This window comes from Haloarcula pellucida (assembly GCF_014647235.1).
Taxonomy (GTDB): domain Archaea; phylum Halobacteriota; class Halobacteria; order Halobacteriales; family Haloarculaceae; genus Haloarcula; species Haloarcula pellucida.
The window spans coordinates 457,524-482,908 of sequence record NZ_BMOU01000003.1 but is presented as its reverse complement, the minus strand read 5'-3'; the positions used below and the strand labels follow the sequence as shown (position 1 = coordinate 482,908).

Annotated in this window: 18 protein-coding genes and 5 pseudogenes; 6 read left to right on the top strand and 17 right to left on the bottom strand. The window is 61.4% G+C overall.

Translation table 11 applies throughout. The features are described from left to right. Nucleotides 1-311: 311 nt before the first annotated feature. The 9 genes and pseudogenes from IEY28_RS11970 to IEY28_RS11930 form a co-directional block, all read right to left on the bottom strand. Nucleotides 312-1,607, bottom strand: a complete 1,296-nt coding sequence (locus tag IEY28_RS11970) for an outer membrane protein assembly factor BamB family protein (protein WP_188997742.1) — start codon at nt 1,605-1,607, stop codon at nt 312-314. Then, complete coding sequence (locus IEY28_RS11965; RefSeq protein ID WP_229783128.1) at nt 1,600-2,775, bottom strand: PQQ-binding-like beta-propeller repeat protein; 1,176 nt, start codon at nt 2,773-2,775, stop codon at nt 1,600-1,602. The genes IEY28_RS11970 and IEY28_RS11965 overlap by 8 nt, the downstream gene beginning before the upstream one ends. Nucleotides 2,776-3,134: 359 nt before the next feature. Then, nucleotides 3,135-3,704 (bottom strand): hypothetical protein, encoded by a 570-nt coding sequence (locus tag IEY28_RS11960; RefSeq protein WP_188997739.1) that lies wholly within the window; start codon nt 3,702-3,704, stop codon nt 3,135-3,137. Beyond that, nucleotides 3,701-4,069 (bottom strand): ribbon-helix-helix domain-containing protein, encoded by a 369-nt coding sequence (locus IEY28_RS11955; RefSeq protein ID WP_188997737.1) that lies wholly within the window; start codon nt 4,067-4,069, stop codon nt 3,701-3,703. Before IEY28_RS11955 ends, IEY28_RS11960 begins: the two co-directional genes overlap by 4 nt. 101 nt (nt 4,070-4,170) lie before the next feature. Next, a pseudogene (locus IEY28_RS11950) lies at nt 4,171-4,758 on the bottom strand (IS4 family transposase); the annotation flags it as partial. A gap of 290 nt (nt 4,759-5,048) precedes the next feature. Then, nucleotides 5,049-5,597, bottom strand: a complete 549-nt coding sequence (locus tag IEY28_RS11945) for a PfkB family carbohydrate kinase (protein ID WP_188997735.1) — start codon at nt 5,595-5,597, stop codon at nt 5,049-5,051. Between the two features lie 51 nt (nt 5,598-5,648). Next, entirely contained in the window at nt 5,649-6,413 is a 765-nt protein-coding gene (gene glpR / locus IEY28_RS11940) for an HTH-type transcriptional regulator GlpR (protein WP_188997733.1), read from the bottom strand. A gap of 181 nt (nt 6,414-6,594) precedes the next feature. Next, on the bottom strand, nt 6,595-7,740 hold the full coding sequence (locus IEY28_RS11935; RefSeq protein ID WP_188997731.1) for a PTS fructose transporter subunit IIC: 1,146 nt from the start codon (nt 7,738-7,740) through the stop codon (nt 6,595-6,597). Nucleotides 7,741-8,080: 340 nt separating this feature from the next. Further along, nucleotides 8,081-8,533 (bottom strand): universal stress protein, encoded by a 453-nt coding sequence (locus IEY28_RS11930; protein ID WP_188997729.1) that lies wholly within the window; start codon nt 8,531-8,533, stop codon nt 8,081-8,083. A 173-nt stretch (nt 8,534-8,706) separates the two neighbouring features. Here IEY28_RS11930 and IEY28_RS11925 point away from each other — a divergent pair. Further along, nucleotides 8,707-9,494: pseudogene (locus IEY28_RS11925) on the top strand (class I fructose-bisphosphate aldolase). 1 nt (nt 9,495) lies between these two features. Beyond that, nucleotides 9,496-10,614 carry a PfkB family carbohydrate kinase gene (locus tag IEY28_RS11920; RefSeq protein WP_188997726.1) on the top strand — a complete coding sequence of 373 codons (1,119 nt, stop codon included), beginning with the start codon at nt 9,496-9,498 and terminating at the stop codon, nt 10,612-10,614. A gap of 676 nt (nt 10,615-11,290) precedes the next feature. Here IEY28_RS11920 and IEY28_RS11915 read toward each other — a convergent pair. The 3 genes from IEY28_RS11915 to IEY28_RS11905 all read right to left on the bottom strand — a co-directional run bounded on the left by IEY28_RS11915 (nt 11,291) and on the right by IEY28_RS11905 (nt 14,576). Further along, on the bottom strand, nt 11,291-12,325 hold the full coding sequence (locus tag IEY28_RS11915) for an ABC transporter permease (protein WP_229783127.1): 1,035 nt from the start codon (nt 12,323-12,325) through the stop codon (nt 11,291-11,293). Nucleotides 12,326-12,334: 9 nt separating this feature from the next. Then, entirely contained in the window at nt 12,335-13,549 is a 1,215-nt protein-coding gene (locus IEY28_RS11910) for a sugar ABC transporter substrate-binding protein (RefSeq protein ID WP_188997724.1), read from the bottom strand. Nucleotides 13,550-13,748: 199 nt separating this feature from the next. Next, nucleotides 13,749-14,576, bottom strand: coding sequence for an ATP-binding cassette domain-containing protein (locus tag IEY28_RS11905; protein WP_188997722.1), 828 nt, complete (start codon nt 14,574-14,576; stop codon nt 13,749-13,751). 815 nt (nt 14,577-15,391) lie between these two features. Between IEY28_RS11905 and IEY28_RS11900 the strand changes: the two genes are divergently transcribed. Together IEY28_RS11900 and rdfA are read left to right on the top strand one after the other, a co-directional pair. Continuing rightward, on the top strand, nt 15,392-17,395 hold the full coding sequence (locus IEY28_RS11900) for a GH32 C-terminal domain-containing protein (RefSeq protein WP_188997718.1): 2,004 nt from the start codon (nt 15,392-15,394) through the stop codon (nt 17,393-17,395). A gap of 326 nt (nt 17,396-17,721) precedes the next feature. After that, the gene (rdfA, locus tag IEY28_RS11895; protein WP_188997715.1) at nt 17,722-18,324 is read left to right on the top strand and encodes a rod-determining factor RdfA; all 603 of its coding nucleotides are present in this window, start codon (nt 17,722-17,724) and stop codon (nt 18,322-18,324) included. Here the strand turns inward: rdfA and IEY28_RS11890 are convergent. The 5 genes and pseudogenes from IEY28_RS11890 to IEY28_RS11870 form a co-directional block, all read right to left on the bottom strand. Beyond that, the gene (locus IEY28_RS11890; RefSeq protein ID WP_188997798.1) at nt 18,321-20,276 is read right to left on the bottom strand and encodes an archaea-specific SMC-related protein; all 1,956 of its coding nucleotides are present in this window, start codon (nt 20,274-20,276) and stop codon (nt 18,321-18,323) included. The two genes, rdfA and IEY28_RS11890, sit on opposite strands and share 4 nt — an antisense overlap. 462 nt (nt 20,277-20,738) lie before the next feature. Further along, nucleotides 20,739-21,047, bottom strand: a pseudogene (locus tag IEY28_RS20675) (alpha/beta fold hydrolase); the annotation flags it as partial. Between the two features lie 210 nt (nt 21,048-21,257). After that, nucleotides 21,258-21,428 (bottom strand): annotated as a pseudogene (locus tag IEY28_RS11880) (IS6 family transposase); the annotation flags it as partial. Nucleotides 21,429-21,637: 209 nt separating this feature from the next. Next, complete coding sequence (locus IEY28_RS21000; RefSeq protein WP_420842338.1) at nt 21,638-21,799, bottom strand: DUF2891 family protein; 162 nt, start codon at nt 21,797-21,799, stop codon at nt 21,638-21,640. Nucleotides 21,800-21,927: 128 nt separating this feature from the next. Then, nucleotides 21,928-23,226, bottom strand: a complete 1,299-nt coding sequence (locus IEY28_RS11870) for a DUF6498-containing protein (RefSeq protein WP_188997710.1) — start codon at nt 23,224-23,226, stop codon at nt 21,928-21,930. A 231-nt stretch (nt 23,227-23,457) separates the two neighbouring features. Here IEY28_RS11870 and IEY28_RS20995 point away from each other — a divergent pair. Then, nucleotides 23,458-23,790, top strand: a pseudogene (locus IEY28_RS20995) (hypothetical protein); the annotation flags it as partial. 955 nt (nt 23,791-24,745) lie between these two features. After that, nucleotides 24,746-25,372, top strand: a complete 627-nt coding sequence (locus IEY28_RS11860; RefSeq protein ID WP_188997708.1) for a hypothetical protein — start codon at nt 24,746-24,748, stop codon at nt 25,370-25,372. Nucleotides 25,373-25,385: the final 13 nt, after the last annotated feature.

The window sequence follows — 25,385 nt, the reverse complement described above, 5'->3', positions numbered from 1 at the left end:
GAACGTCGACCGACGCCCGGTAATCGTCGCTGGACTCCCGCACGACGAGCGCCGTCGCCTCAACTGTCCGGCCTCGTCGACGACGGCCACCTGCGGTGGGACGGCCATGCAGAGCCAGTCGTTCGACGTGCCTCGTCGACGCACGCACCGCAGGCACGAGGCGCGCAGTGAGCCACGGCCGGTGAGCGTCCGGGTGATTTCGTAGTATCCTCAACTGATGATGTCGTGGGTATCCTGGTCAGAGACCGCACTCGCATTGGTGGCAGGACACCCAATTCCGGCTGAGGAACGAGAGAGCCGATACCGCCGTGTCACCCAGTCGGGAGCCGTGCCAGTCCACCGGTGTCGCGGTAAGAAACGTACAACGCGCCATCGGCCGTTGCCACGCCGATGCGATAGGACTCTGGATCGTATTGCCACCGACGCGACCCGCTGACAGGATCGTAGGCGGCGAGTTCGTGGCCGCTGGCTACAACGAGGACGTCACCGACACGCTTCAGCGCCTCCACCGTTCCGCCGATTGCGATGTCGGTCGTCGTCTGCCATCGCCGGGTGCCATCGAGGGCGAAGGCGTCCAGCCGGACGAGGATGCCGCCGTCGGGGTCGTTGACCGAACTCGCAACGAACACACCGTCTGGAGTCGCCGTCACTGTCTCGAGTTCGTACCCGACGTTCCGACGCCACTGAACGGGTCCGTCATCGCGGTTGATGGCGACAAGCTCGTCCGCGCGGTCGTCACGGGCTGCTCGCACGTAGACATGCTCGCCAAGCCAGAGCGGCGGCCCAAAGTGGCTGATCACCTCGCCGGTCACTGCGGTCTCCCACAGGACGTGCCCATCGCGGGCCCGGCGCATCCGCACGGTGGAATTGCGGACCGTCACGATCCGGTCGCCGGCAGCGACGACGTGGGGATAGGCATCACGGGCTGGTGATTCCCATAGCACCTCGCCTGTTGTTAGAGAAAGGGCAACCAGCTCTGTGTCCCTGTTCGAGTTTGTAACGGGAACGATACTGGCCGACTCACTGAGCGTAGGATACGGATACCTCCGCCCCGACTGCTGGAAGCGGCGTGTGCCGTCGCGCGCATCGTAGCCGGTGACCGTCTCTCCGACTGGATCGATGCCGACCAGCAGCGAGCCTTGCCGACCGAGCCAGCCGGTTCGGGCTTGCCCCTCCACGTGCCATCGTTCGGTACCCGACAGGCCGACTGTGTAGAGGTCTCCGTCGGTGCTGTGGACGTGGACCGGGCCGCCCGACGTCGGGACAGCTGGTCGTGCCTCGATTGGACCACCGGTCTCGAAAGTAAAAGCCCGCTCCCCGTCAGCGGTGAACGCGTGGAGTCGCTTATCCTGTCCACCAACGACGACGTGGTCGGCAGTCGCGGCTGGTGGGCCTGCGGCCACGGCAGCCGAGAAGTCATGCTCCCAAAGCGGTTGCACACCGGACGTCACTGACTGCAGGCTGCACCCAGCCAGCGCGAGCGTCCCCGCCGATGCGAGCGACGCGAGCGTCTGGCGGCGCGACCAGTTTCGGCCGTCCTGTCGTTCGCCTGCATCCCGTGATGGGTCGTGCGTATCGGCAGTGGCGTCGGTGTCGCGTTCACGCATCGTTTATGGCCTCCGGAGCGACCCGTGTCAGGCCGAACGTGTGTCCTAGGTAGACGGTCTCGCCGGCCGCGTGTGCCCATTCGACGCTGCCGCCGTCCTCGAAGGGTCTGCCCTCGAGCGGGATTGTCCGGACACGCGTGCCGTCCTGCTCGTGGATGTAGAGCACGGTCGGGCTGAACGGGATGGTCCCGCTCGGGCCGCGGATACGGTGGGTTCCGCCGACCAGCGTCACCAAGCGGTCGCCGACCTGCATCGGCCCGTGGGTCACGGCGTTCCCGAGGTCATCACGCCATACCTGCTGGCCTGAGGCGACGTCGAACGCCCGGAGGGTGTAGTCGGCGCCACCAACATACACGCGCTCTTCGGTCACTAACGGTCGTGTGAATACTGTGTTGGCAAGCGACCCGCGCCAAGCGACGCTCCCGCTCGCGGTGTCCAGCGCGAGTAGTTCCTCTGTGGCGGCGCCGAGGTATGCGGTCCCATCAGCGGCTCCCACGGCTGACAGCGCAGCACCGAGCTTCCGAGTCCATTCGACGGTCCCAGTCCGGTCGAGGGAGAGCACACGGCCGTCGACCAAGGGTGCAATCACGCCACCGGACGTCGCGCCGGGAGCACCCGACAGCGACGCGGGCAGGGGATGGGTAAAGAGCGTCTCACCGTCTGCACGGGCGACTCCAACCAACTGGTCTGGCACGTCATCTTCGGTGCCGGAAATTGGGACCACGATTTGGTCGCCAAGGGGAATCGGGGCAAACTCGACGACCCCGGGGTCGGCATCGTCGATCGGCGCGAGCGGACGCTGCCAAACCGTGTCACCAGTGGACGCATCGACAGCAACCATCGTTTCGGCCTTCGAGATGGCGTAGGCCCGCCCGTCACCGACGCCGATGGGCGATTTCTCGCCTTTCGCGACCGTCACCGTCCAGGTGCTCTCACCGGTCTGAATATCCAATCCGGCGACGATTGGTCGATCTCGAAACGGACTGTGCGATCCGGCAATGAGATGACCGGCGCCGGTCGTGGCGACGGACGAGGGTTTGCGAAGTCCCGTATACCACGATCGCCGGATTGGGGGCGACCTTTCACCACGGAGACCGGCACAGCCGGCGAGGCCGCCGACGACGCCGGCGAAGACGCCGAGGGCATCACGGCGTGTCATGGAGGGCATGTATCGACCGTTACAATAGCCATTATATCAGTCTTGTTTTTCAGGAGACACGTGTGCTGAACCTGGCGAAACGACATGCCTCTGCGTGTCCTTACCCGCTGCGTTCGCGAGCCCGCTATCGGACGGGATCGAGACCGCGACAATCCGGAATGGTCGGTCGCGAGCCACGCGGAGGTCCCGCGAACGCAGTGAGCGGGGCGGGCCGGATCGTCACACCTGTTCAGCTGGTAGCGTCGCCCGACGAACCAGCTACTGCCCTGACGGACTCAGAAAGGGCGCGGCCGAGGGCTTTCAGGAGTCGTCGCTGGTGCTGGGTGTCCGGCGTTGTAGCTCGTGGATGACGGTCACTCGAAGACCGGTTACGCGTCGAGGCGCTGGAGCAATTGCGTAACGTAGGGACTGTTCTCCCAGCTGCGGTGTGGACTGATCGTCGTGATCAGCGTACGAGCCTCCTCGTGGCTCAGATGCCGGTTCCGGGCGTACTCCACGATGAGTCGCGGCGTCGGGACGATCCGCGGCCCCTGTAGCACGGCGTGAATCAGTGGGAAGTTCGTCCCACCGAACTCGTCGGTAAGAAACCCGTCGACGTCGAGCGTGTTCGCGAGGACGATCCCATCGGTTTCGCCGTCGTCGAGGCCGAACGTCGGCCGCGAGTCCGGCGTCTCGTCGCGGTCGTAGGGGTCCTCGACCGTGTAGTGACCCCGAGCCGCAAGAACGTTGTTCGCAGCCGCGGCGTGGCTGTCCTGATACTGCGTGATGTCACGGAGCTCTGTCACGACTTCCGACGGCACGAACACGTCACAGGAGGTGAGGAGAAACTGGAACGGGTCCGGAGTATCGGTGTCGGCGCCTGCGTCAGCTCGGGATACAGCGAGACTGACGAGCGCGCTGGTGTCGGCGACGATCGTTCGCAGTCGCCGGCCGCTCATCGTTCGTCGTCGGCTGTGGGCTCGACCGCCGTCGCGTCGCCATCGTAGACGTCGACGTCGTCAGGGGCAGCGAGATCGAGTGGCTCGTCTTCGAGGTCCGCTTTGAGCAGACGGAGGCGCTGGGCGGTCTCGGCACCGACCAACTGCTTGACCGTCTCGAATTCGAGTTGACCGTCGTAGTACTTCGTCGCGACCAACTCCTGAAACGTCTCGCTGTCGGCTGTGTCTTCGATGTACTCGCGAATCGCCTCGACGAGCAGATCCGTCCGATCCTTGTCGAAGAGTTCCGCAATCGCGTCCAGCCGGTCGACGAGGTACTCCGGCGACTGGAAGTGAACCCGCCGGGGGTCGTCGCTTGTACTCATACTATGTGCAAGTTCTGCACATAGATGCATAACGGTTTCGGCGTATGCACAGAGCTTGCACATCAGAGTGCTTGGAATAGGACTCGGTCCCGCCTGTCTCAGCCGTCGTTCTGGTCAATACGGTCGAACAACCAGAAATCGTAGAAGCCGAGGTCAAGCAAGACGAGTGCGCCAGCTATCCACTCAACGGTGGGTAGCTGGCTTCTCTCTTGTGCTTTCCCGTCGGTTGTCTGGAACCGTGTCGGGAGGCCGGTTGAGAGAGGTTCAGTGAGATGGAGTTTCAGCCCGGCCTGGTCATCTCCGGTGGCTGCGTAGACGTCGGCGGCATCTTGATAGAGGGAGATGATGGTTGCATCTACGATGAGGACGTTTCGAACGCGTTCGAGACGTCCATTCAGGTCGTCTTGGCCAGTATCGAGATCCTCGCTGGCGTCATCGAGAATCTCTCCAAGGAGTGCGACGAAGGCTGGTGAGAACCAACCGTGGAAGGTTGAGTAAGAGGGGTCGTTGCAGTCAGCCATTTCGAGGAAGCGTTCGAGAAATGCCTGAATGGAACGGTCTGATCCAGCAGCGAAGCCGAATGAGAGCGTGTAGAGCAGCGCAACAGCGTCGAACTTCCGCTCTCGTTGGACGAGATTCGTTGCGCGAGCGCGCTCGTGCAACTTGTCGGAAGGAAACGCTCTTTGAATCCGGTGGCGCGTAAGTCACACTTGCCACCGGGTTTTCTCAAACTGGTAGCTCCAACGGTATCTAATCAGGAGACTGCGCGGCCGTTGGCGTTAAACTAGAACGGATGGCTTCCCAAGAGCGTAGGTTCTAATCGAGGTATTATCGCTTCCGACGGTCGTTACGCTCCCACAATGCCGACAATATTCGCGTATTTGACGATGCGTTTGTCTTTATAACGCTTTTATTGGCGTACATCTCCAATATGGCTCGATAATGTGGGATATTTGGTTCTATATCCCTCGAAATATATTCATTCTCGGCGCGGGCGGGCATCGTCAACGGGTTCCACGACGACTGTCTCGGCGAGTGATTGGAGCTCACGGAGCGGTAGAACTCTGGTTTCGTGTTCGGTGACGGCGAAGGATCCGACGGCGACAGCCTGTGAGAGTGCCGTCGAATCGTCGGCGCTATTGTCAAAAGCGGCGAGGAGGCCCGCGAGCAACGCGTCTCCGGCGCCGACGGTGTCGACGACTTCGACGGACGGCGCTGCTGCGTGGTAGGACTCGTCGGCTCCCACGAGGACGGCGCCGTCGCCGCCGAGGGAGACGGCGACGCGTTCGAACCCCGAGTGACGCAGTTCGCTCGCAGCGGCGACGACGTCCGCGATGGATTCGAGGGGACCGTCGACGGTCACGGCGAGTTCCGATTCGCTGGGATTGCAGAGGCTGTAGTCGCCGTCGAGGCTCTCAGGCGTATCACCGCCCACGTCGACGGCGGTATCGCACCCGCCAGCCTCGGCCACACTGCCGACGATACCCGCGTCGAGTCCCGGAAGGGAGGCTCCCGTCGACCAACGCATCGGATAGCGTAACCGTGTGGTCGACGGTGGGATTTCATGTGACGGTCAGTATCATCGGGACACCTCGACCACGGTCGTTGCTGCGTCATCGAACGCACCGTACACGGCGGCATCGTCGAGCCTATCGGTGACGAAGAGGTCGACGTCTTCGAGTCTGGCGAAGCGGACGAAACTCTGCTGGTTCACCTTCGAGCTATCGGCCACGAGGACGACCCGAGACGCGGCCTCGACGATTCGGGACTTCACCTCGGCTTCGTCTTCGTTCGGAGTCAGGAGCCCGGCTTCGGGGTCGATACCGTTCGTGCCGAGAAAGAGCAGGTCGAATTTCGTCCGGTCGACGAATCGCTCCGCACTCGGCCCGACGCAGGCGCGGGTCTCCTCGCGGAGCGTCCCACCGGTGAGCTTCACTCGGAAATCGTTTTCTCCGAGGGTGTGGGCCTGCAGAGGGGAGTTCGTGACCGCGACGAACGAGTCACTGGGATCGATACGTTTGGCGATCTGCATCGTCGTGGTGCCGGCGTCGAAGAAGACGACTTCGCCGCATCGAATCTCTTCGACGGCCCGTTCGGCGATGGCTCGTTTCTGTTCGAGATGCTGTACCTCCTTCTGGCTGAACGACTGCTCGCTGGCCAGCGCGGTCGCGGGAACGGCGCCGCCGTGAGACCGCTCGATTCGACCCTCCTCTTCGAGTTCTCGGAGGTCACGGCGGATGGTAGCCGTCGAGACATCCAGTTCCGCGGCGAGAGTCGCGGCCTTGCAGCCGTCCTGTTCCGTTACGCGTTCGACGATGAGTCGTTTCCGTTTCTCTGGTAGCATGGTCGTCGTCTGAGTGCGAGAGCGGCGACAGCACCAGTCCACGAGCGACTGAGACCGCGACAGTCGCGCCAACGCGGTGGCCGATACGGCGGTGTTGTGAACACCAGCTGAAACGGATTACGGTGCCATCGACAGCTCCCAGCGGTCAGTTATTGTGCCGATACAACTCGTCTCTTCACGGTCAGGACAACATCGCCCACGTGGAGGAGGCGTCCTCGTCGTCCTCGCACCCCGAGTCCGGTTTGAGACCGGTCACCGTGCCAGCGGTGACCAGCGACCCCAGCAGGATGATACCGAGAAACGTGAGCGGTGCGTTCGAGAGCGGCACGACGAAGATGCCGCCGTGAGGCGCGGGCATCGTGAGACCTACGCCCATCGCGAGGCTGGCGGCGACGGAACTCCCGGCGACTATCCCCGGGATGACCCGAAGCGGGTCCGCGGCGGCGTAGGGAATGGCCCCCTCCGTGATGAACGAGGCGCCGAGGATGACGCCACTCTTGGCGTTCTCGTACATCGCGTCCGGGTACTTGTGCGGGGCGACGACAGTAGCGATGGCCATCCCGATGGGCGGCGTCATGCCTGCGACCATCACGGCGGCCATCGGTTCGTAGATGCCGACTCTGAGCAGGTCGAACGCGAAGAGGTAGGCGACCTTGTTGACCGGGCCGCCCATGTCGAAGGCCATCATCCCCCCGAGTATCGCACCGACAATCATCGCCCTGCCGCTTTGGATGTCCACCAACGACCCCTGCAACCACTGGTTGACGACGGCCCCAGGCACGCCGATACAGAAGAGGACGACCGGAAACAGGGCGATGACCGTCCCCGCGGGCGTAATCATGACTGGCATCATCGGTTTGATTGCGTCGGGGACGTCGAGTCCGCGGATGCGGCGGACGACGTAGCCGACCAAGAGACCGACGGCGAGCGCCCCGAGATAGCCCGCCTCGGCCATCGCCGTCGGGAAGCCGACCGCTTCCCCGGCCGCTTCCAGAACCGGCCCCTGCTGGATGATGTACGAGAGGATGAATCCCGGTGCGATTCCCGGCCGGCCCGCGATGGAGTAGGCGACGTACGCTCCGAGGACCGGCACCATCAGTGTCAGACCCGCCGTCCCGAGTTGCGCGAGGAACCACCCGACCGACCCGGTCGCCTCAAAGACGCTGACGGTGCCGCCGCCGAAGAACGTGGCGTACGCGAACGCCATCGCCAGCAACAGTCCGCCCGTCGTGACGAACGGGACCATGTACGAAACCCCCGTCATCAGGTCCCTGCGGACCGACGTGAGATGGTTTCGCAAGGCCCCCTCCAGATATCGTTTCGACATTTCCTACAGGTAGCCAATACGTCATGCATTATAATATTTTGGAGATTGCGCATTGATGAGTGTTCGTGTCCGGAACCAACGGGATTTTCACAGAAGTGTGCAAGGATGTCGGTTCTCAGAGCGGGTTGACCGAAAGACGACGCTACGATAGGCCATCGACGATCCGGCCGAACGGCGCTGAAAATGAACACTGGACGGCGCGGGAACACAGCGCAAGCTATAGTAACAATTGAAACGATTCACACACCGACCGCACCGCCGTCATGCGGTCGGGTGTGCATTGATTTTCAATGGCTACTATAGTCGATGCGACGAACCCCGCGAGAAATCACTCCGCGAGTCAGACGAGGTCCGTCGTGACGGTTCCGTCGAAGTTCAGAAGAAGCGACTGGACGTAATCACCGAACAGCGCCTTTCCCGTCGGCGTCCGTCGGTCTCCGACGAGGAACAGGTGGTCACAGTCGTACTCGTCGGCTATCGTCAGGACACTCTGGGCGTGGCCCGAACTGGGAACGACGGAACACGCAGTCTCGTAGTCGACGTCGACGTCGGCCAACTCCTCCGAGGCCACCCTATCGAGGAACCGGTGGATGTTGTCGATTGCATCGGCGCTACCCGGGCCGGGACCACCGACTGACGTCTCGGGGTTCTCGACGACAGATCCGATGTCTTCCTCGGTCGCCTCGGCGTACAGGACGATGTCTGCACCGACGCCGGCGGCGAGTTCGCCTGCCTCTCTGACCATCGATTTGCTACTGTCGCTGTCACTGACGACGACGAGCGCACGTTCCATACGGGAGCTGTATCGGTCATCACTAATAAAGCATGGGGCAGGGGTGCTCACCGGTGAGTGAAGGCGGGCGCGACATTGAGACGCTCTCGGGCGGACGGAGACGGAGTCAGTTCACTGAGGGCCCGTCGTGACTACCGTAATATATTACCGAGAGAGGTGAGACGGGCGGGTATATGTGTTCGCTGACAGACAGCCCTATGGCTCGTAACGGCAAGACCATAATCCTGGCCCACGACCACGGGACCGAAATCGGGCCCAGCGGCTTCGAAGGAGTCGAAGAGCGCCTCGACCCCCGGGAAGTGTTCGAGATGGCCAGACACGACGCGGTGACGGCACTCGGCATCGGGAAGGGCCTGACCGAGACGTACTACCCCAGTTACGAGGACGACGTGGCCCTGCTGGCGAAGCTCAACGGCACGTCCAGCCTCTGGTCCGGGGAGCCGTACTCGCCGCAGAACTGGTCGGTGGAGTACGCTGCCGAACTCGGAGCCGACGCTATCGGCTACACCATCTACCCCGGGTCGAACCGCGAACCAGAGATGTTCGAGGACTTCCGCTGGGTACAGGAGAACGCCCGCGACTACGACCTGCCCGTCGCCATGTGGTCGTACGCGCGCGGGCAGGCCCTGAAAGACCACAAATCCCGAGACACGGTCGCGTACGCCGTCCGACTCGGCCTGGAGGTGGGCGCCGCGTGGTGAAGGTGAAGTACCCGCGGAGCGACGCGGCGATGGAGCACGTCGTGAAGGCCGCTGCCGACGTTCTGCTCGTCCTCAGTGGCGGTGCAAAAGTCGACGACCGGGCCTTCCTCGAACTCGTCGAACGTGTCGTTGACGCCGGTGTCCGCGGCCTCGCCGTCGGCCGCAACGTCTGGCAGCGCGAGGACCCCTACAGGATGCTCGACGCTCTCGAACGGGTCGTCTTCAAGCAGGAACCGGCCGCCGTGGCGCTCGACGGGTAAGATGACCGAGACCAACCCCGACGCGGCGACGGTGTCCGCCGTCCGTTCCTGTCGAGATGCGCTCCCACCCACCCCTGCTGGTGGCGACGTAGTCTTCGGGTTCGACGGCTACGTCGACACCGTGAGGCAGGTTCGGACGGACATAGACGGGGAGACGACCGAACCGCTGGAATCGCTGGCGGCGCTCCGGGACCGCATCGGTGACGCGGTGGCAGCCGACAGTTCTCTCGCGCTGGACTGGCACGACCGCGGGAGGCGTGCGGGCGGGCACGTGTGCCACCTCGCGCGTGCGTGGGACAGATTGGAGTACGACCCGACCCTCCTCGGAATGCTCGGGAAGCCACAACTCCCGCTGTTCGACGACGAGTTCGGCCACCTCGAAACCCACAGCCTCGGCGAACCCGGCTACACAGACGCGATGGAGTTCGAGGACGGGAAGTTGATGCTCAACGAGGAGGGAGACATACGCCAGTTTGACTGGGAGACGCTTACGTCAACCCTCGGACGCGAAACCCTCGTCGATGCCATTGACGGGACGGAACTGTTCGGCATTGGGTACTGGGCCATGGCCCCGCGCCTCCCGAGTGTCTTCGACGGCCTGCGGGACGACGTCTGGCCGTCGCTCACCGACCCACCCGGGCACGTCCTCCTCGACCCGGCAGACATCAGGAAACTAAACGGAGACACCGTCGAAGCGATGGTCGAAGCGACTGAGCGATTGGACGACGTGGCGACGGTAACCCTGTCGGCGAACAGAGCGGAGACACGGGCACTCGCCGACGCCCTCGGGAGGTCGCAGACTGACGACCCGACCAGAGCGGTGTTCGATGCTGTGGACGTCAGTCGGGTCGTCACGCACGGCGTATACGAATCACGCAGCTTCACAGCTTCAGATACCGCCAGCGTCGCGGTGTCACCTGTCGCTGACCCCGAGATGACGACCAGCGCCGGCGACCACTTCAACGCCGGTCTCTCTTTCGGACTGGTCGAGGGGTTCGACGACGCGGAGGCCCTCGTCGTCGGCAACGCACTGGCACGACAGTTCGTTGTCACCGGGACGACGCCGACATACGGCGACCTAACCGAGGCCGTCGAGTCCTATCTCGGACAGTTCGACTGACGGCATCGGTAGCCGGGACCCCTTCCATTTATGTGCGCCGTTTGGTAGCCACCCTCATTCCCAGCATCTGAGATAACATCAGTACCGATGTTATTCAGGGTGCGTTTGTGTGCGAACGTGCCGGTCGTAGACGAAGGTGGTCAGGGCGAACCGAGGGACGTCCGAGTCTCGGAGAGCGGATTCCCTCGAGAACGCGTCTGCGTCACTCCGAGTCCGACGGTCTGGATGTGCGTTCCTGAGCGGATCGCAATCGAGCCACCTGAGGTGCCGATTTCTGGACCGTCGGTCGACCTGTCGTGTGGCGAATCCAGCGGGAGCGGTGGCTCGTCGGTTCTCGAACCGACCGACTGTCTTTGGCGAACCAATACGACGGCCGACTACCGGGGGAGAGACGAACACACAGCCAGTGGAAGACTGTTGAGCGATCGGTCCCTCAGTAAGAACAGACCACAGTACTGCGTGTCACGACAGCGGGAAGCCCGCGTCGCGGCGGTAAACTATAGTAGCCATTGAAAATCAATGCACACCTGACCGCACGACTGCGGTGCGGTCAGTGTGTGAATCGTTTCAATTGTTACTATAGCGGCGCTATCCAGTAGGTCGGAAGAAGAGGGTGCAACGTGACCGGGGCGCCGTACAGCGTCCGGCGATCTCGACTCTGCAAACGGCGTTCGGGCTAGAGGTCCGAGAGTAGCCGCTCTCGGTACCTGCCGACGAAGGTGTACAGCAGGATGGCCGAGAACAGAATCACACCATTGACCGTCTGAACTATCTGTGGCCCGACGTTCAGCATCACGAGACCCGCACTGATAGTCCCGAGCAACAGGACCCCGCCCAACGCGTTCAGGACGTTCCCGCGGCCGCCGAACAGGCTGATGCCGCCGATGACCGCCGCCGTGAACGCCGGGAACAGCTGTGCCGTCCCGAGCGTAGGCGTGGCACCCCCGGTGAATCCGGTCAGGAGGAGGCCACCCGTCGCCGCGAGCAGTCCGGAGACGACGTAGACGCTGATGACCACCTTGTCGACGTTGATACCCGCCTCACCCGCCGCCTCCTTGTCGCCACCGACCGCGTAGATGGCGCGGCCGAACCGCGTCTTCGTCAGCCACGCGAACACGGCGACGAACAGCGCGAACATGAAGAAGACGGCCACGGGCATCGGCTTGAACAGCGGCAGGTCGACCGTGGCTCCGCCGAGATACGTGAACGTCCCGGGGAGGTTGAATATCGACGTCGAGGAGAGCACGAGGATGCCCCCCTCGAAGATGATGAGCGTCGACAGCGTCTGCAGGAACGGGTTCACCCCGAACTTGCTGATGAAGAAGCCGTTCAGGAACCCGATGAACGCGCCGACGCCGAGGACGACCGCGATGCCGACGACGCCCGGCGTACCCGGCGCCCACTGGGTGAGAAACAGCGACCCGGACATCGCAGAGAAGCCCGCTATCGAACCGACCGAGAGGTCGAAGTGGCCGCTGATGAGACAGATACCCTCCGCGAGCGTTATCGCACCGAGTCCCGCGCTGGTGTAGAGCAGGAACCGGATGTTCCTGTAGTCGGTGAATATCTCGGGGAGCAGCGCCGAGAAGAACAGGAACGAGACGAACAGGATGGGCCAGATGAGGTTGTCCATCAGGAACAACAGCATCCGGGTCCTGTCGGTGTCGCGGAGGTCCTCGACTGACGACGACAGGTTGGTCAGGGTACTCATTGTCTCCAGTTACTGTTGTTCCTGATAGCGGCGCGCGATGTTCCCGTAGAGATACGGTTCGAGCGCGTTGTCCTCGGTAATCATCGCGTGACTGGCCTTGAGCCACGGGAACCACGTCTGGTCGTTCGACTCGAACTCGGTCATCGGCGCAGGGCCCCAGAAGTTGTTGCTCCACGGGTTCACGCCGAACACTTCCTTGTCCTCAACGGTGAGGTTCTCGCCGGGCGTGACCGTCGACCCGACCTGTGGGAGGGCGTCCTGCCCGCCGTCGAGATACTTCACCATCAGTTCGATGGTCATGGGCGCGTAGAAGTGAAGCGGCTGGTCGATGGCGAAGTCGTAGTAACCGGCCTCGATGCGTTGGTTCAGCGTCGGACCGCCGTCGATACCGAAGGCCATGACGTGGCCGTCCTCGTCTTTCTTCTTGTACCGGTCGAGTTGCTGGAGGGCCTGCAACGCGCCCATTCCGCTCCCGACGTTGTTCGAGTAGATGGCGTCGACTTCCGGATTGGCACGGAGCGCGTTCACCATCTTCGGCGTCGTCTCCTCGGGCGTCCCGTTGCTCTCGACGCGCGAGACGACTTCGACGTTGTCCGGCAGGTTCTCGGTGAACCCGTACAGACGCTGCTGACTCGTCGGCGCAGAGAACGTGAACACGCTGGTGACGACCTTCACGTCTTGGTCGGCCATCCCGCGCTCGTTCAGCATCTCGGTGAAGCGTTCGGCCGCGACTTCGCCGCCGCGACGCTGGCCGAACATGTTGCCGAGGACGATGTCTTCGCTGAGTGTTGCCGTGTCGAAGTTCATCACCGGAACGTCCTGTTCGGCAGCACGCTCGGCGATAGACGCCGAAGCCTCACCCGATGCCGGGTTGAGCAGGATGCCATCTACGTCCTGATTCAGCAGGTTAATCGCCTGCTCCGTCTGCTTGGACGGTTCGAACTGCGCGTCGGTGATAGTCACCTCGACGTTGTCCATGTCTTCGGTGTACCACCGGCCGGCCAGACCTTGGACGAACAACCCGGCCTGTCCCATCCCCTTCATGGAGATGCCGAAGTGGTAGCTGTCGTCGCCACCCCCGCCGGCGCTCCCTGTCGACGCGCCGTCACCGCTGTTACTGTTCGAGCCGCCGTCCGAGCCCCCGCTGGACTCCAGACAGCCGGCCGCACTGAAACAACTGGCCGCACCTATCCCTCTCAGGAGATTACGTCTGCTAACTCGCATGGCTAGTATGGGATGTGTTCCCGAGAAGAGAATGATGGTTAACTATACTTAACCTTTTCTAACTATCGTTGACAACGGGGACGGCCCCGGCACCGACCCTCGCCAGAACCATGTCGAAGACGCTGTCGTTCGGCGTCTGTCGCTGCTACGGGTATGGTCTCGACGGCAAAAGGTGTTCGACGGGGACAATCGCGGCGGACTACGCAGTCGAGGAGGACGTGGCGGACTCTGAGCCCGCCGTCTGTTCATCGGCGTCCGTGTCGTCGCCGAGGACCGACTGGCCGCTAATCATCATCGAGACGATGTCGTCTCGGGTGACTTCCTCGGTATCGACGACGTCGACCACGCGCCCGTTGAACAGGATGGCGATGCGGTCCGTCCACGAGAATATCTCCTCTAGGTTGTGGTCGATGATGATGACCGAGTGGCCGTTCTCCTTGAGCGTGAAGACCAGTTCCTCGACTTCGTTGACCGCGGCCTTCGAGAGCGCAGAGGTCGGTTCGTCCAGCAGGACGATGTCGGGGTCGGTCACCAGCGCCCGTGCGATAGCGATGGCCTGGCGCTCCCCGCCCGAGAGGTACTCGACCGGCGTCTCTGGGTCCACGTGGATGTTCAACCGTTCCCTGAGGATGCGCTCTGCTTCCTCGTTCATGTACTCTTCGTCGAGGACGGGAATCAGCCCGCCGATTTTCTTGATGGGGTTCCGACCCAAGAAGAGGTTCGAGGCGACCGACAATTCGTCGACCAGCGCGAGGTCCTGATAGACGGTTCCGATGCCGAGTTCCCGGGCCGCTTTTGGGTTCTCGATGGTGACCGGATCGCCGTCGTAGCGGATCTCCCCGGCATCCGGTTGGTGGATGCCGACGAGCGTCTTGATAAGCGTCGACTTGCCGGCGCCGTTGTCGCCGACGAGGCCGAGCACTTCGTTGTCGCCCAGTTCGAGGTTCACTCCCGAGAGTGCCTCGACTGTGCCGAACCGTTTCTCGATACCGTCTACTGCTATGAGCGGGGTGTCGTCGTTGGTCATATCGTACGCTCCGTGTGCTACCACGTACCCCAAACAGACTGGAAAATGATATAAATAATTATCGGTGACGCCTCGGCTATCGGCCGAACATATCGACCCGACCGGAAGTAGTGGACTTCATTATAAGGCCGAAATCGGAATCCTCGAGCGCTAATGAGGCAGCTATTTCGCTGTCGATTAATTACCGTGCTGGTGCGTCATGCGACAGCAGTTGACAATCAGAAGCAGTACGCTGGAGTCCACAACAAATGAACGACGAGATAGCGACCTACTTCCGCCGGAGCGTACTCCAGTCGTTTTCGGCCTATCGGATGCGAGCCATCTGGGACCACTCGACGACGACCGGTCTGGCGAACCATGACGGATAGACACAACCCCCCGCTACGGCGACGTGGCCGCCGACGAGGCGCTCTCGTTCGAGGGCGTCGTGGAACGCCATGGAGAACGTGGCAGTGGGACGCCGACCACGGGACCGGGTGTGACCGGCCGAAACAGTACCGATCGCTGACAGCGACCAGACGCACCGAGTCGACGATAGCGCCCACGCCCGGCGCCGCCCCGCTCTATCTCGCGCCATCCGCCGCGGTACGCCCCGACGACTGCCGCGACGGCACGACGGTCTCCGCACCAGCCGTACGCGTTCGGTATCCGACGAAGCATCGGCACCCTATCGAACCGAACGGACCGTAAACAGCCGTTGGAACGCCGGTTGTGGGTAGCGTTCCGAAACAATTATTAATGCATGTTTATATCCTTCGTGTGGCCGCCAGTAACATGGCAAATACTCACAATCGAAAGGCCACGACCAGCTATCAATGACAGACAAAACTCACGACCCGGCACGGCGTACAGATTCCGAAAGCACCCTCCGTCTCGGTCGCCGTAGCCTCCTCAAGAGCATCGGCGCGGGCCTCTCAACGGCAGTCCTCGGCGGCGTCCTCGGCGACGAGACGTCGATCGTCGAGACTGCGAGCGCCGACGGCCAACCGTACCGTCCGGACTACCACTTCTCGCCCGACGACGGATGGATGAACGACCCTAACGGGATGGTGTATCACGATGGTACCTACCACCTGTTTTATCAGGCCGGCGAGAACCGACGGCGGTGGGACCACGCGACCAGTACAGACCTCGTCGACTGGACGGAACACGGGACGAAGATTCCCGACACCAGTTCCATTCAGGCGTACTCGGGGGGCGCAGTCATCGACGAGAACAACACGTCCGGGTTCGGGACTGACGCACTGGTCTGCATGTACACGGGCCGCCACGACGACGAGACGCAAGACCAGCGCCTCGCGTACAGCACGGACGGCGGCGATACTGTCACGAAGTACGCGGGCAACCCCGTCATCGATACGAACCACAACGACTGGCGCGACCCCAACCCGTTCTGGTACGATCCCGCCGGCGAGTGGCGCATGACCGTCGCTCGCGTCAGTTCGACTACCTACGACGGGACCACCTATCCCGCCGGCATCGAGATTTGGCGCTCCCCGGACCTGAAGAACTGGACGTACCTGAGCACCTACGAGTCCGGTGGCGCTGGCTGGGAGTGTCCGGACCTCTACGAACTCCCCGTCACGAACACGGGCGAGCGTCGGTGGGTGATGACCATCTCCGTCGAGTGGGACCACGTCGAACACCACATCGGCCACTTCGACGGAACGACGTTCACCGTCGAGAACACGGTGTACGCCAACGACGGCTGGGACTTCTACGGTGGCCAATCGTGGGACAACGAACCGGCCACCGACGACCGGCTCAGTCTCTCGTGGATGAACCACTGGGACTACGCGCTGGACACGCCGGACAACGGGTGGAAGGGAGCGCAGTCGTTCCCCCAGCGCCTCGAACTGTACGACACCGGGTCCGGAATCGAACCGCGCCAGCGACCCGACAGCGCGCTCGAATTGGCGCGTGAAAACCAACTCGCAAGCCTGAGCGGCGAGCCGATTTCGTCGTCGGACGACCCACTCGCCGGCACGAACGTACAGGGCCAGCGACTCGAGATCCTCGCTACCATCGACCCCGGCGATGCCGATTCCGTGACGCTCGGGGTGCGCGAGGGCGATAGCGAGACGACTCGCATCACCTACGACGCCGTCAACACCGAACTCGTCTTCGACCGCAACGACTCGGGCGTGTACTTCGGGAACACGAACAAGGACATCGCCAGCGGGCCGATGGACCCGCTAAGCGACGGGACGATACAGCTCCGAGTCCTCGTCGACCGAAGCCTCGTGGAGATATTCGGCAACGACGGCCGGTTCAACATGTCGAACCAGATATTCCCGCAGGAGGACAGTATCGGAACCTCGCTGACGGCTAGCGGTGGGACCGCCACGCTCGAGAGTCTCACGGCCTACGGGTTCGAACCCGGACTGGTCGACGGCGCGACCTACCGCATCGAGAACTACAACAGCGCGAAGACGCTCGAAGTCCGAGACGCGGGGACCGGCGACGGTGACCGCGTCCAGCAGTGGGACTGGCTCGGCTACGACCACCAGAAGTGGGTCGCGCACGAAGTCGCCTCGGGCGTCTGGCGGTTCGAGAACGTCAACAGCGGGCGGGTGCTGGACGTCGAGAACGCCTCAACCGAGCAAGGGGCGTACACCATGCAGTGGGAGTGGTGGGGTGGCGACAATCAGAAGTGGGCCGTCGAGGAAATGTCAAACGGCCTCTACCGCCTGCAGAACGTCAACAGCGGGTGGTACTTGGACGTCGAAGACGCGTCGACAGCCGACGGCGCGAACGGGATGCAGTGGGAGTGGTGGGGCGGTGACAACCAGTATTGGCGGTTCGAACGCCTCGACTGAGCGAGGGCGGAAACCGCAATCCCAACTCGTGCGGACCGGACGTTCGCTCCCGATCGGCCACGCCTAGTGAGCGTTCGTGAGCGAAGATAGCAGTTCGTGTCTCTCGTTACCCGCAATCGTGTGTCGCTACGCGGACGGACCTGTTCGTCCCGGCGAAGCCTCGAATCCACCAGCCTCCCGTACTACTCGGAGTCGAGTACTAACTTTCGGCGTGAATACGCTCGAAACAAGCCGTCTATGCGGCCCGGTTCTGGTCCGGTACTCGACCCAATCGCTCACGAACGAAAGCCGGAACTGCTAACAGGCCAATACGACAAGACCACCATATGCCCACGGACGACGCGCCCACGACGAAGGTCGGCCGACTCATCGATGTGTACGACCTCGACGGACTGGGACCCGAGCTGGAAGCGCACTGGACCAGCGAGGGCGACGCCCGTAAGAGCCTCCGCGACCTCGCCGACCTGTTCAACAAGGAACTGCTCCGGGCCGAGATGCGCGACAACGACATGGCTCCCGTCGACAGCGATGTCGACACCTACTACGAATTGCTCACCAGCGATGACGTGAGTGCCGGCCGAGCGACCGAGGCACGTCGAGACCTCGAACAGGAAGGTATCGGTGTCGCAGAACTGACCGACGATTTCGTCACCTATCAGGCCGTCCGCGGATACCTCCAGAACGTCCGCGGGGCGAGTTACGAACAGGCCGACGACGCTGAACAGGTGGCCAAGGAACAGCAACAGCTCGAACGGCTCGTCACGCGGACGCAAGCAGTCAGCCGCGAGAAACTGGACCGCCTGCGGAAGACGGATCGAATCGACCTCGGGACCTTCCGCGTGTTCGTCGGCATAAATATTTTTTGTGAGACCTGTGGCTCCCAGTACGCCGTCGACGAACTGCTTGAAAACGGTGGCTGTGACTGCTAGATTTCCGTGACCCGGTTGTAGTCCGAGGGGAGCGCCTGTGCGTCCTCCGGCAGCAGCGCGACCACGAGATAGTCGGCGTACTCGGCGAAGTACTCGACGAGGGCGGCGATACGCTCCGAGTCGATCGCTTCGAGCGAGTCCATGAGCATGAACGGCACCGTCCCGTGCAGGTCGTGGACCAGATACCCCGCGAGCGCGAAGATGAGGCCGGTCACTTCCCGTTCGCTCTCGCTGAGGTGGGCGATAGTGTCCTCGTAGGCTGCCCCCGTTTCGGTGCTGCGAACGACGTGGAGTTCGAACCTCGTCTCCTCGACGGTCTCGTCATCCGTCGACTCCGAAGCGGTGAGTCGCTCTATCCATATCCGGTTGAGGTTGTCGTACTCGAGGATGTCGAGTACCTGTTCCATGTGGTGGTTGAACTGCTCGACGGCCTCCGTCTCTATCTGCTCGATGCGGGTTCGAAGGTCCTCGAGATCGTCGTTCAGTTCGGACCGACGCTCGCGCAGGTCGTCAGCATCTGCGATTCGATCCTCCGTGTCGGCTATCTCCTCGGAAATCGACTCGAGTTCCGATTCGAGAGTTTCGATGTCGAACTCCAGTTGATTCGCTTCCTTGTGGAGTTCGAGCACTTCGTCGAAATCTTCCGCACGCAGACTCTCGACGTCCGCCTCTAGCGTCTCGATGTCAGACGTCAGCTCGGAGCGCCTGTCACGGAGTTGCTGGAGGCGGTCGGTGCGTTCGGCGAGTTCCGCCTCGATGCGGTCCAATTGGCTGTCGATTTGACTCCGCCGCTGACGTTGCTGTTCGAGGGCTCGTTTCCGTTCTTTCAGGTCCTCGAGTTCGCTCTCGATGGACCGAATGTCGGCGAGTTTTTCCTGTCTGTACCGCTGGAGTTGGTCGAGCGTCTGGTCGATGTCGCTCTTCTCGACGCTCGACCCGCAGGTCCAGCACGTGACCTCCTCCCGACGCTCGATGAGTTGACTGGTGATGTCGCCCATCGTCTCTGGGTCGCTCTCGATGGCGTTCAGGACGGCGCTGTCGGCGTCGTCCAGCATCTCCTCATTGAACGTAATGACGCTCTGAAGGTCGCTAATTTTGGCGTTGAGGTCCCGTTTCTCCGCTCGAAGTCGTTCGATGCGAGCGTCGACGTCTGAGTCGTCGCCCTCCACTGCAGACATCAGGTCCCCTCGCTCGGCCTCCAACTCTGTTCGTTCCTGTTTGAGGGCGGCGACGCTCTGTTCCTGTTTGTCGATGTCGTTGCGGACGTCGTTGAGCGCGCTCCGGCGGTCTCGTAGTTCCGTCAGTTTCGCTTCGAGGCGGTCCTGTTCCTTGTGAGACTCTTCGATTTCCGTACTCGTTCGGTCGATTTCCGCTTCCAAATCGGACAGTTCCAACCGCTTCGAGTCGATGCGCTCCCGGAGTTCACTTCGCTGTTGTTCGAGGTCCGGGAGGTCCCGCTTCAGTGACTCTATCGTCGCGAGTTCGTCGTTTATCTCCCGTTTCGCGTCGACCACTCGCCGTATTTCGGCCCGTATTCCCTCGATGTCGACGGGTTGCATGATGAGGTCGTGGAGGTCGTCGCTGCGCGCGACGGCCCTGCGGGCCTCGTTCGTCTCCAACAGGAACGCAAATAGCTCCGCGACCGACGGGTCGTCGAGAAGGCCGTCGCCGCGACAGATGGCCTCTCCGTCCGACGTTCTGGAAAACTGGCGTTCGTAGGTCTCGCCCTGGTGTGTCAGTCGGACGAAGCCCTCGTCCGCGTCACACTTCAACGTCGCCCAGTCGCTCCCCATTGCGGCCATTATCGACTGGAGAAATGACGTTCTGTTGGTCGCGTTCTTCCCCGGGAGCACAGTGACGCCCACAGGTATCTCGACCGTCGTCTCCTCTATCCCCCCGACGTGCTCGACCTCGAACCGCGCCGACCGATCCGACTTCGCTCCCTCTTTCATCGTCGCTGTGTTGTGTGTTCCCATACAAATACTTTTTTATCGTTCCGGGAGGAAATAACATCGGTACCGGTGTTATACAGTAGCGTTCGTCCGGTCGCCTCGGCGTGACGGAACGCATCTCGATCCGGGCCGGAATCCGTCGCTATACTCGGTAGGGTCGAGATTTAGGTGCTACACTCCGATATACAACTACAAATTGCGCCACCAGTCCGAAAATTACGTTCTAGCTGCCATATCCGAGTGTACAAACATACATTGTGACATCAGTTCCGGTGTTCTGTTTCAAATTGGACTATAACGCCTCTAAAGTCGGCTATTTTGGTTGTAAATTTAGTAACGGATTAGATTCTTCGGGTGGGCCACCCTTCTCGAGAAGCGTACGAGCTAGGGAGCCATCGAGTTCGTGAGTTCTCCGAACCGGAGTGAACGAGATGTGTGATACGACGATCACTCGCCCGACACCCACGAAACGAGAGCGCCCAACGACCATCCAACGAGGACGACATCCTCGAGGTCTCGGTGTTCGAGGAAGGTGTGAATATCGCGGGCGTATTGGGCGACGATGTGGCCCAGTTCCGTCTTCTCCGATCGGCCGTGCCCCCTGAAATCGACAGCGACCCCGCATGTCTCAGCGTCTTTCTCGCGAACGATTTGGACTGATTCCCCCGACTGAAGTGAAATCGCTTCGTCTCGACAGCTAGCCTTTAGCACAACAGTCCCGGAACAGTCCGAATGCACGTCTACTTCGAGTATCTGCGTTCCCGCACACATCGATGGCCAACAACCGGGCTCCGAATCTCCTGGTGAGTGTGTCTCCGTTTCAGCCCCGTCTTCTGAGTTCCACTGGGAGCAGCCAGCGAGTGTCATTGAAAGCGTCGGTATGGAAAGAGAGAGGAACTGTCTCCTGGAGGGCTGGATCATGTCGATTTGCTCTCGATGGTCTCGGTATATGTCTTCTGTCCCCGCTCTGGGTAGTGTTTCGTTTGGAGCATTGTGCCAGCGAGCGAAGCTCTGCAACCAACTTTCGGCTGTTTCGGGTTCGACGTGGCTGAAGCAGTTCGAAAACGACGAGGTTCGTCGCTTCAGCTCTCGAAAAATCCGTTCGACAGCGTTCCGATTTCCGTGGCGACGCATCTGAAATCGGAGCCCCGCAACGTGCGATTGAATACCGAGCTTCATCGCTGGCTCGGGTGTCCGTTCGCGCTCCACGAACCCCAAATCGATCCACTCTCAACTCCCGCTGAGGCGGCTGATCTCTGGCATGGGCACCAAGAAATCCGTCCGCCCCACCTTTCACGCGTAACTAAACACGACCCGACAGACAGCACCGGGATTATCCATACCGGTTCGAGCAACTGCGGTCATCGACGACGCGTTTCACCGATCAACTGCCGGTCGTCGACGAGGTGGTGTTGCCGAACGAGACACCAGTGGTCGTGTACCGCAGCGTGCCAGTCAAAACTCCCACAGCAGACAGGGTGATCCTCGCTCGGTTGGATCGCGTCGTCGGGAGTTACAACCACTCGCACAAAGTGGGGCTACTCCGTGCCGACTGCGTCGAGTGGGGACTCGGACAGGGCGGTACGTAACTCGGCGGTGATCGAGTTGGCGTGCCCTGACAGAACCGCAGGCACGTCGTTGATCTGCTGACCTACGTGAACCACGCGCGCCGGCCTGGGATCAGTCGTCTGGCCGGCGATCGCGCTGCCTCGCTGATCGCAAGCACTGGGTCACTATCGGGCAGATGCGGGAGGATGAACTGCCCGTCGGGGTGGTCGACGCTGACGGTTTCCGTTCCAAGCAGCGTATCGACGGGGGTCGTTTCGACGCGAACGTCGGTCTGCGCCCACGATTCGAGCCGCCACAGGGCCGTCCCGAACAGACGATCGTATGCGACGATGACACCGTCGTCAGGCGCGATACGATATTCGACCGTGCCGTACCGGAGCAGTTGGTCGAGACACATCAGCAGGCACGGGACGGCAACGCTGGCTGTGACAACCACGGTGACGATCTGCCATGCCTGTCCGAGCGCGAACAGTCCCGCGACGACGAGCCCGATTCCACCGAGGGAGACACAGCCCATGTGGTATGGCAGTCGGAGTGGGCCACCGAACACCCGTCCCAACCGTACCGGGCGGACTCGCTCGGGTGTCTCATCGAGTGTCGCTTCGACCGGTTCGGGTTCCGGTGGTGGGTCGAACCACCCGTACTCCTGGTCGTACGATTCGAAGTAAACGGCGAGCCGGTCGCTGTAGACACCACAGAAGTCGGCCGTGAACTTTCCGAGGGCGATCGTGAGCAACAACGGGAGCCCGACGGTCGCTGGGTCGACACGCGAGATTTCAACAGACGGTCCCTCCGTCGCTGCGGTCACGAACGCGACGGTGACGAGGCCGCCCACGAACACGGTGATAATTCGGAACAGGTGGCCGCTGAACGCCGTCTGTGAGTTGTGCTTTCGATACTCGCCGTCGTGGAAATACGTCCGGAGAGTCGTTATCCCCGTGACGACGAATAGTCCGATCGCAGCCAGCACGACGGTCGACAGCGTCCCGGAGCTTGGATTCGACGTTGGGCCGACGAGGACTGCGCCGGCAAAGAGCCACCCGATAGCGACGATCAGGACAGTGAGTGGCAGGCCGACTAGCGTGACGAGATATACGTCCATAGACGTGCCCGGTACCGAGAGTGTGGGCTGACGGGCCGCGAGTGGGCCGACCAGCAAGCCGTCTGTGTCGAGCGCCGGCGGGCGGCCAGCGAACACCGCACGAACCAGTGCCCAGACCGAGTCGACTCCCAACTCGAGCCAGTAGAGGAGCAACAGTGCAGCGGCGTTCCAACCGAGTGCGACGACACCGACGATGGGGATGGCATTGGCGACGGTGACTCGCAGGACCTCCCTCCGTCGGTTCGTCTTTTGATTGCGGGCGCGTCCGATGGGCGGCATCGATTGTCCGTAGTGAGTCCTGCATTTTGAACGGCGGGATTCAATCCTGAATCGGGACACCGACAAGCGAGGCGTCGACACGCGGCCCGCCGTCCCAGCCACGCGGTCGACGGACGTGCCCTCATCACACAGGCGTTGGGATCTGTTGCACATGAGCGATGGGCACTGTCTAGTCGAGTCCGTTTGGGACGTGAGCAGGTCGTCGAGTGAATCGGCTAGAATGCGCGCAGACATCGTCTCCGCGAGAAACACGACCTCTCGGACGCTGTGCTTCTCGTCGATTAATTCGGCTATCGGATTGCCCTCTCACGACTCGGGTTGAGCAGTCGGGTCAACTACACCGACTAAAACCTAATCGAGAAATGGGTTCATACCCTCTCGATGCGGATCAACCGCTTCCATAATTCGCGGCTGGGCAGTCGGGCGAGCGCCCGCGAGTGGCGTTCGATTTGGCGACGTGTCGGGCCGATATCCGAGCAGGTAGACGAGATCTCATCGAGTTTGCCTCAAACTCTTCCATATCTTGCCAGTCTTCTTCGATTTCGTGCCATTTTTTCGATTTAACTTTCGCTATTCCCTAATCTTTCCCTATTATTCTGGCTTTCTCCTCTAATCTGGGAATAGTGTTGTTCAAGATCAGGTATTCCACGATTTTTGGATTCAGTACGGGCTAATTCGCCGTTGATATCGTCCTTTCGACTTTCTAACCCTCTCTTAAATCTCATCGACGTCGACGGGACGCATGATGATCTCTCGGAGATCGTCCGCTCTGGCGATCGATTGGCGCGCTTCGTTGGCTTCTAACAGGAACGCAAAGCGGTCAGCAACTTCAGGGTCGCCGAGGTACCAGTCGCCGTCGAACGCAACTATCTCCCCGAGTGAGTGTCAGTTCGTAGGGTTCGCCGTCGAGGTTCGCTGCGCTACGGACAGGACGTACCCGAAGGCTGTCTCGCCGCGTTTGCTGCTCACGACGACTGGGACGGCTACCTCTTTCCGTCTCCACATCGTTCGGGTGGGCTAGTCTCTCGTTGGACGGTCTGGGACAGGTTTACACGGTTCGCCGACCGTGCGGATTTGCCCGCCGAAATCGACGGCGTGTCGCCAGCACCGAAGATGGGGCGGCGATTCCGGTACGACGCCTATTCCGCCTCACTCGACGTCGTTCTCGGCAGTCTCGACGAGATGGCGACCGAACAGGGCGGTGCCAGCGCTGACGTCGTCCTACAGAATATCTCTCGGATTCGCGCGCTCGGAAGCTTTGACGGGAGTATGTGCGGGCCAGTTGGCTGCTGCATTTGAGTGATACAGAACAGAGTAATCTAAACACAGCATGAATCATTTCACGGGTTTCTACAGGCGTTCGACCTCGGCACCCACCCCACCTTTGGTGTGTTACTCGTCTACGGCACTCTGAGCAAACGATGGCAAACACTATGATGTATCGACTGGAGAGAACGATATACAGACGATGGCCCAACATGATACCAGTCTTGGGGATGTATGTCGTGCCATTATACGGGTGAGTTACAAAGACGCACTCACGATTGGTTGGTCGAGTCCACTGGTCATCCTCGGTTCGATTCCAGTAGTTACTCTCGGTGCATCGATTCTAGCACTCAGTGAGATGTGGATCGAGATTATCTCCTCTGAGTCGAAAGGGAGACCTGTAAGCGAGCGAGAGCGCTTCGAGACGTTTGTCTCTGAGTGGCGTAACAACATACTCGCTGGCCTGCCGTACAGCGCTCTGCTTATTGTACTTGTAGGTGGTGGATATCTCTACCTCGTAGTCGGAGCTACAAGCGGGAACATTCTTGCGCTCCTTTGGGCACTACTCAGCCTGTATCTAATCGTCATTGCCCTTATTTGGCTGTTCAGGGCTGCCAGTATTCGGATGAGATCTGTCCCAGAGGACAGATCGGGATTCCGGTACACGATGGAGAGCGCTGCTTACAGCCTCGCTGAAGAGCCTGCATTCACCGTACTCTACTTCGTCTGGGGCGGGTTTGTAATTTCACTCTCGCAGATTTTCCCACCGGCTTTCGTCCTCTTGGGTCCCGGAATACTTGCTGTGACCGAAACCGTTGCTTTCGAAGAACTATTCGGCGACGGGGCCGAGAGGATTCGATTCGGATACGTACGCCGATAATACAAAGCGACGA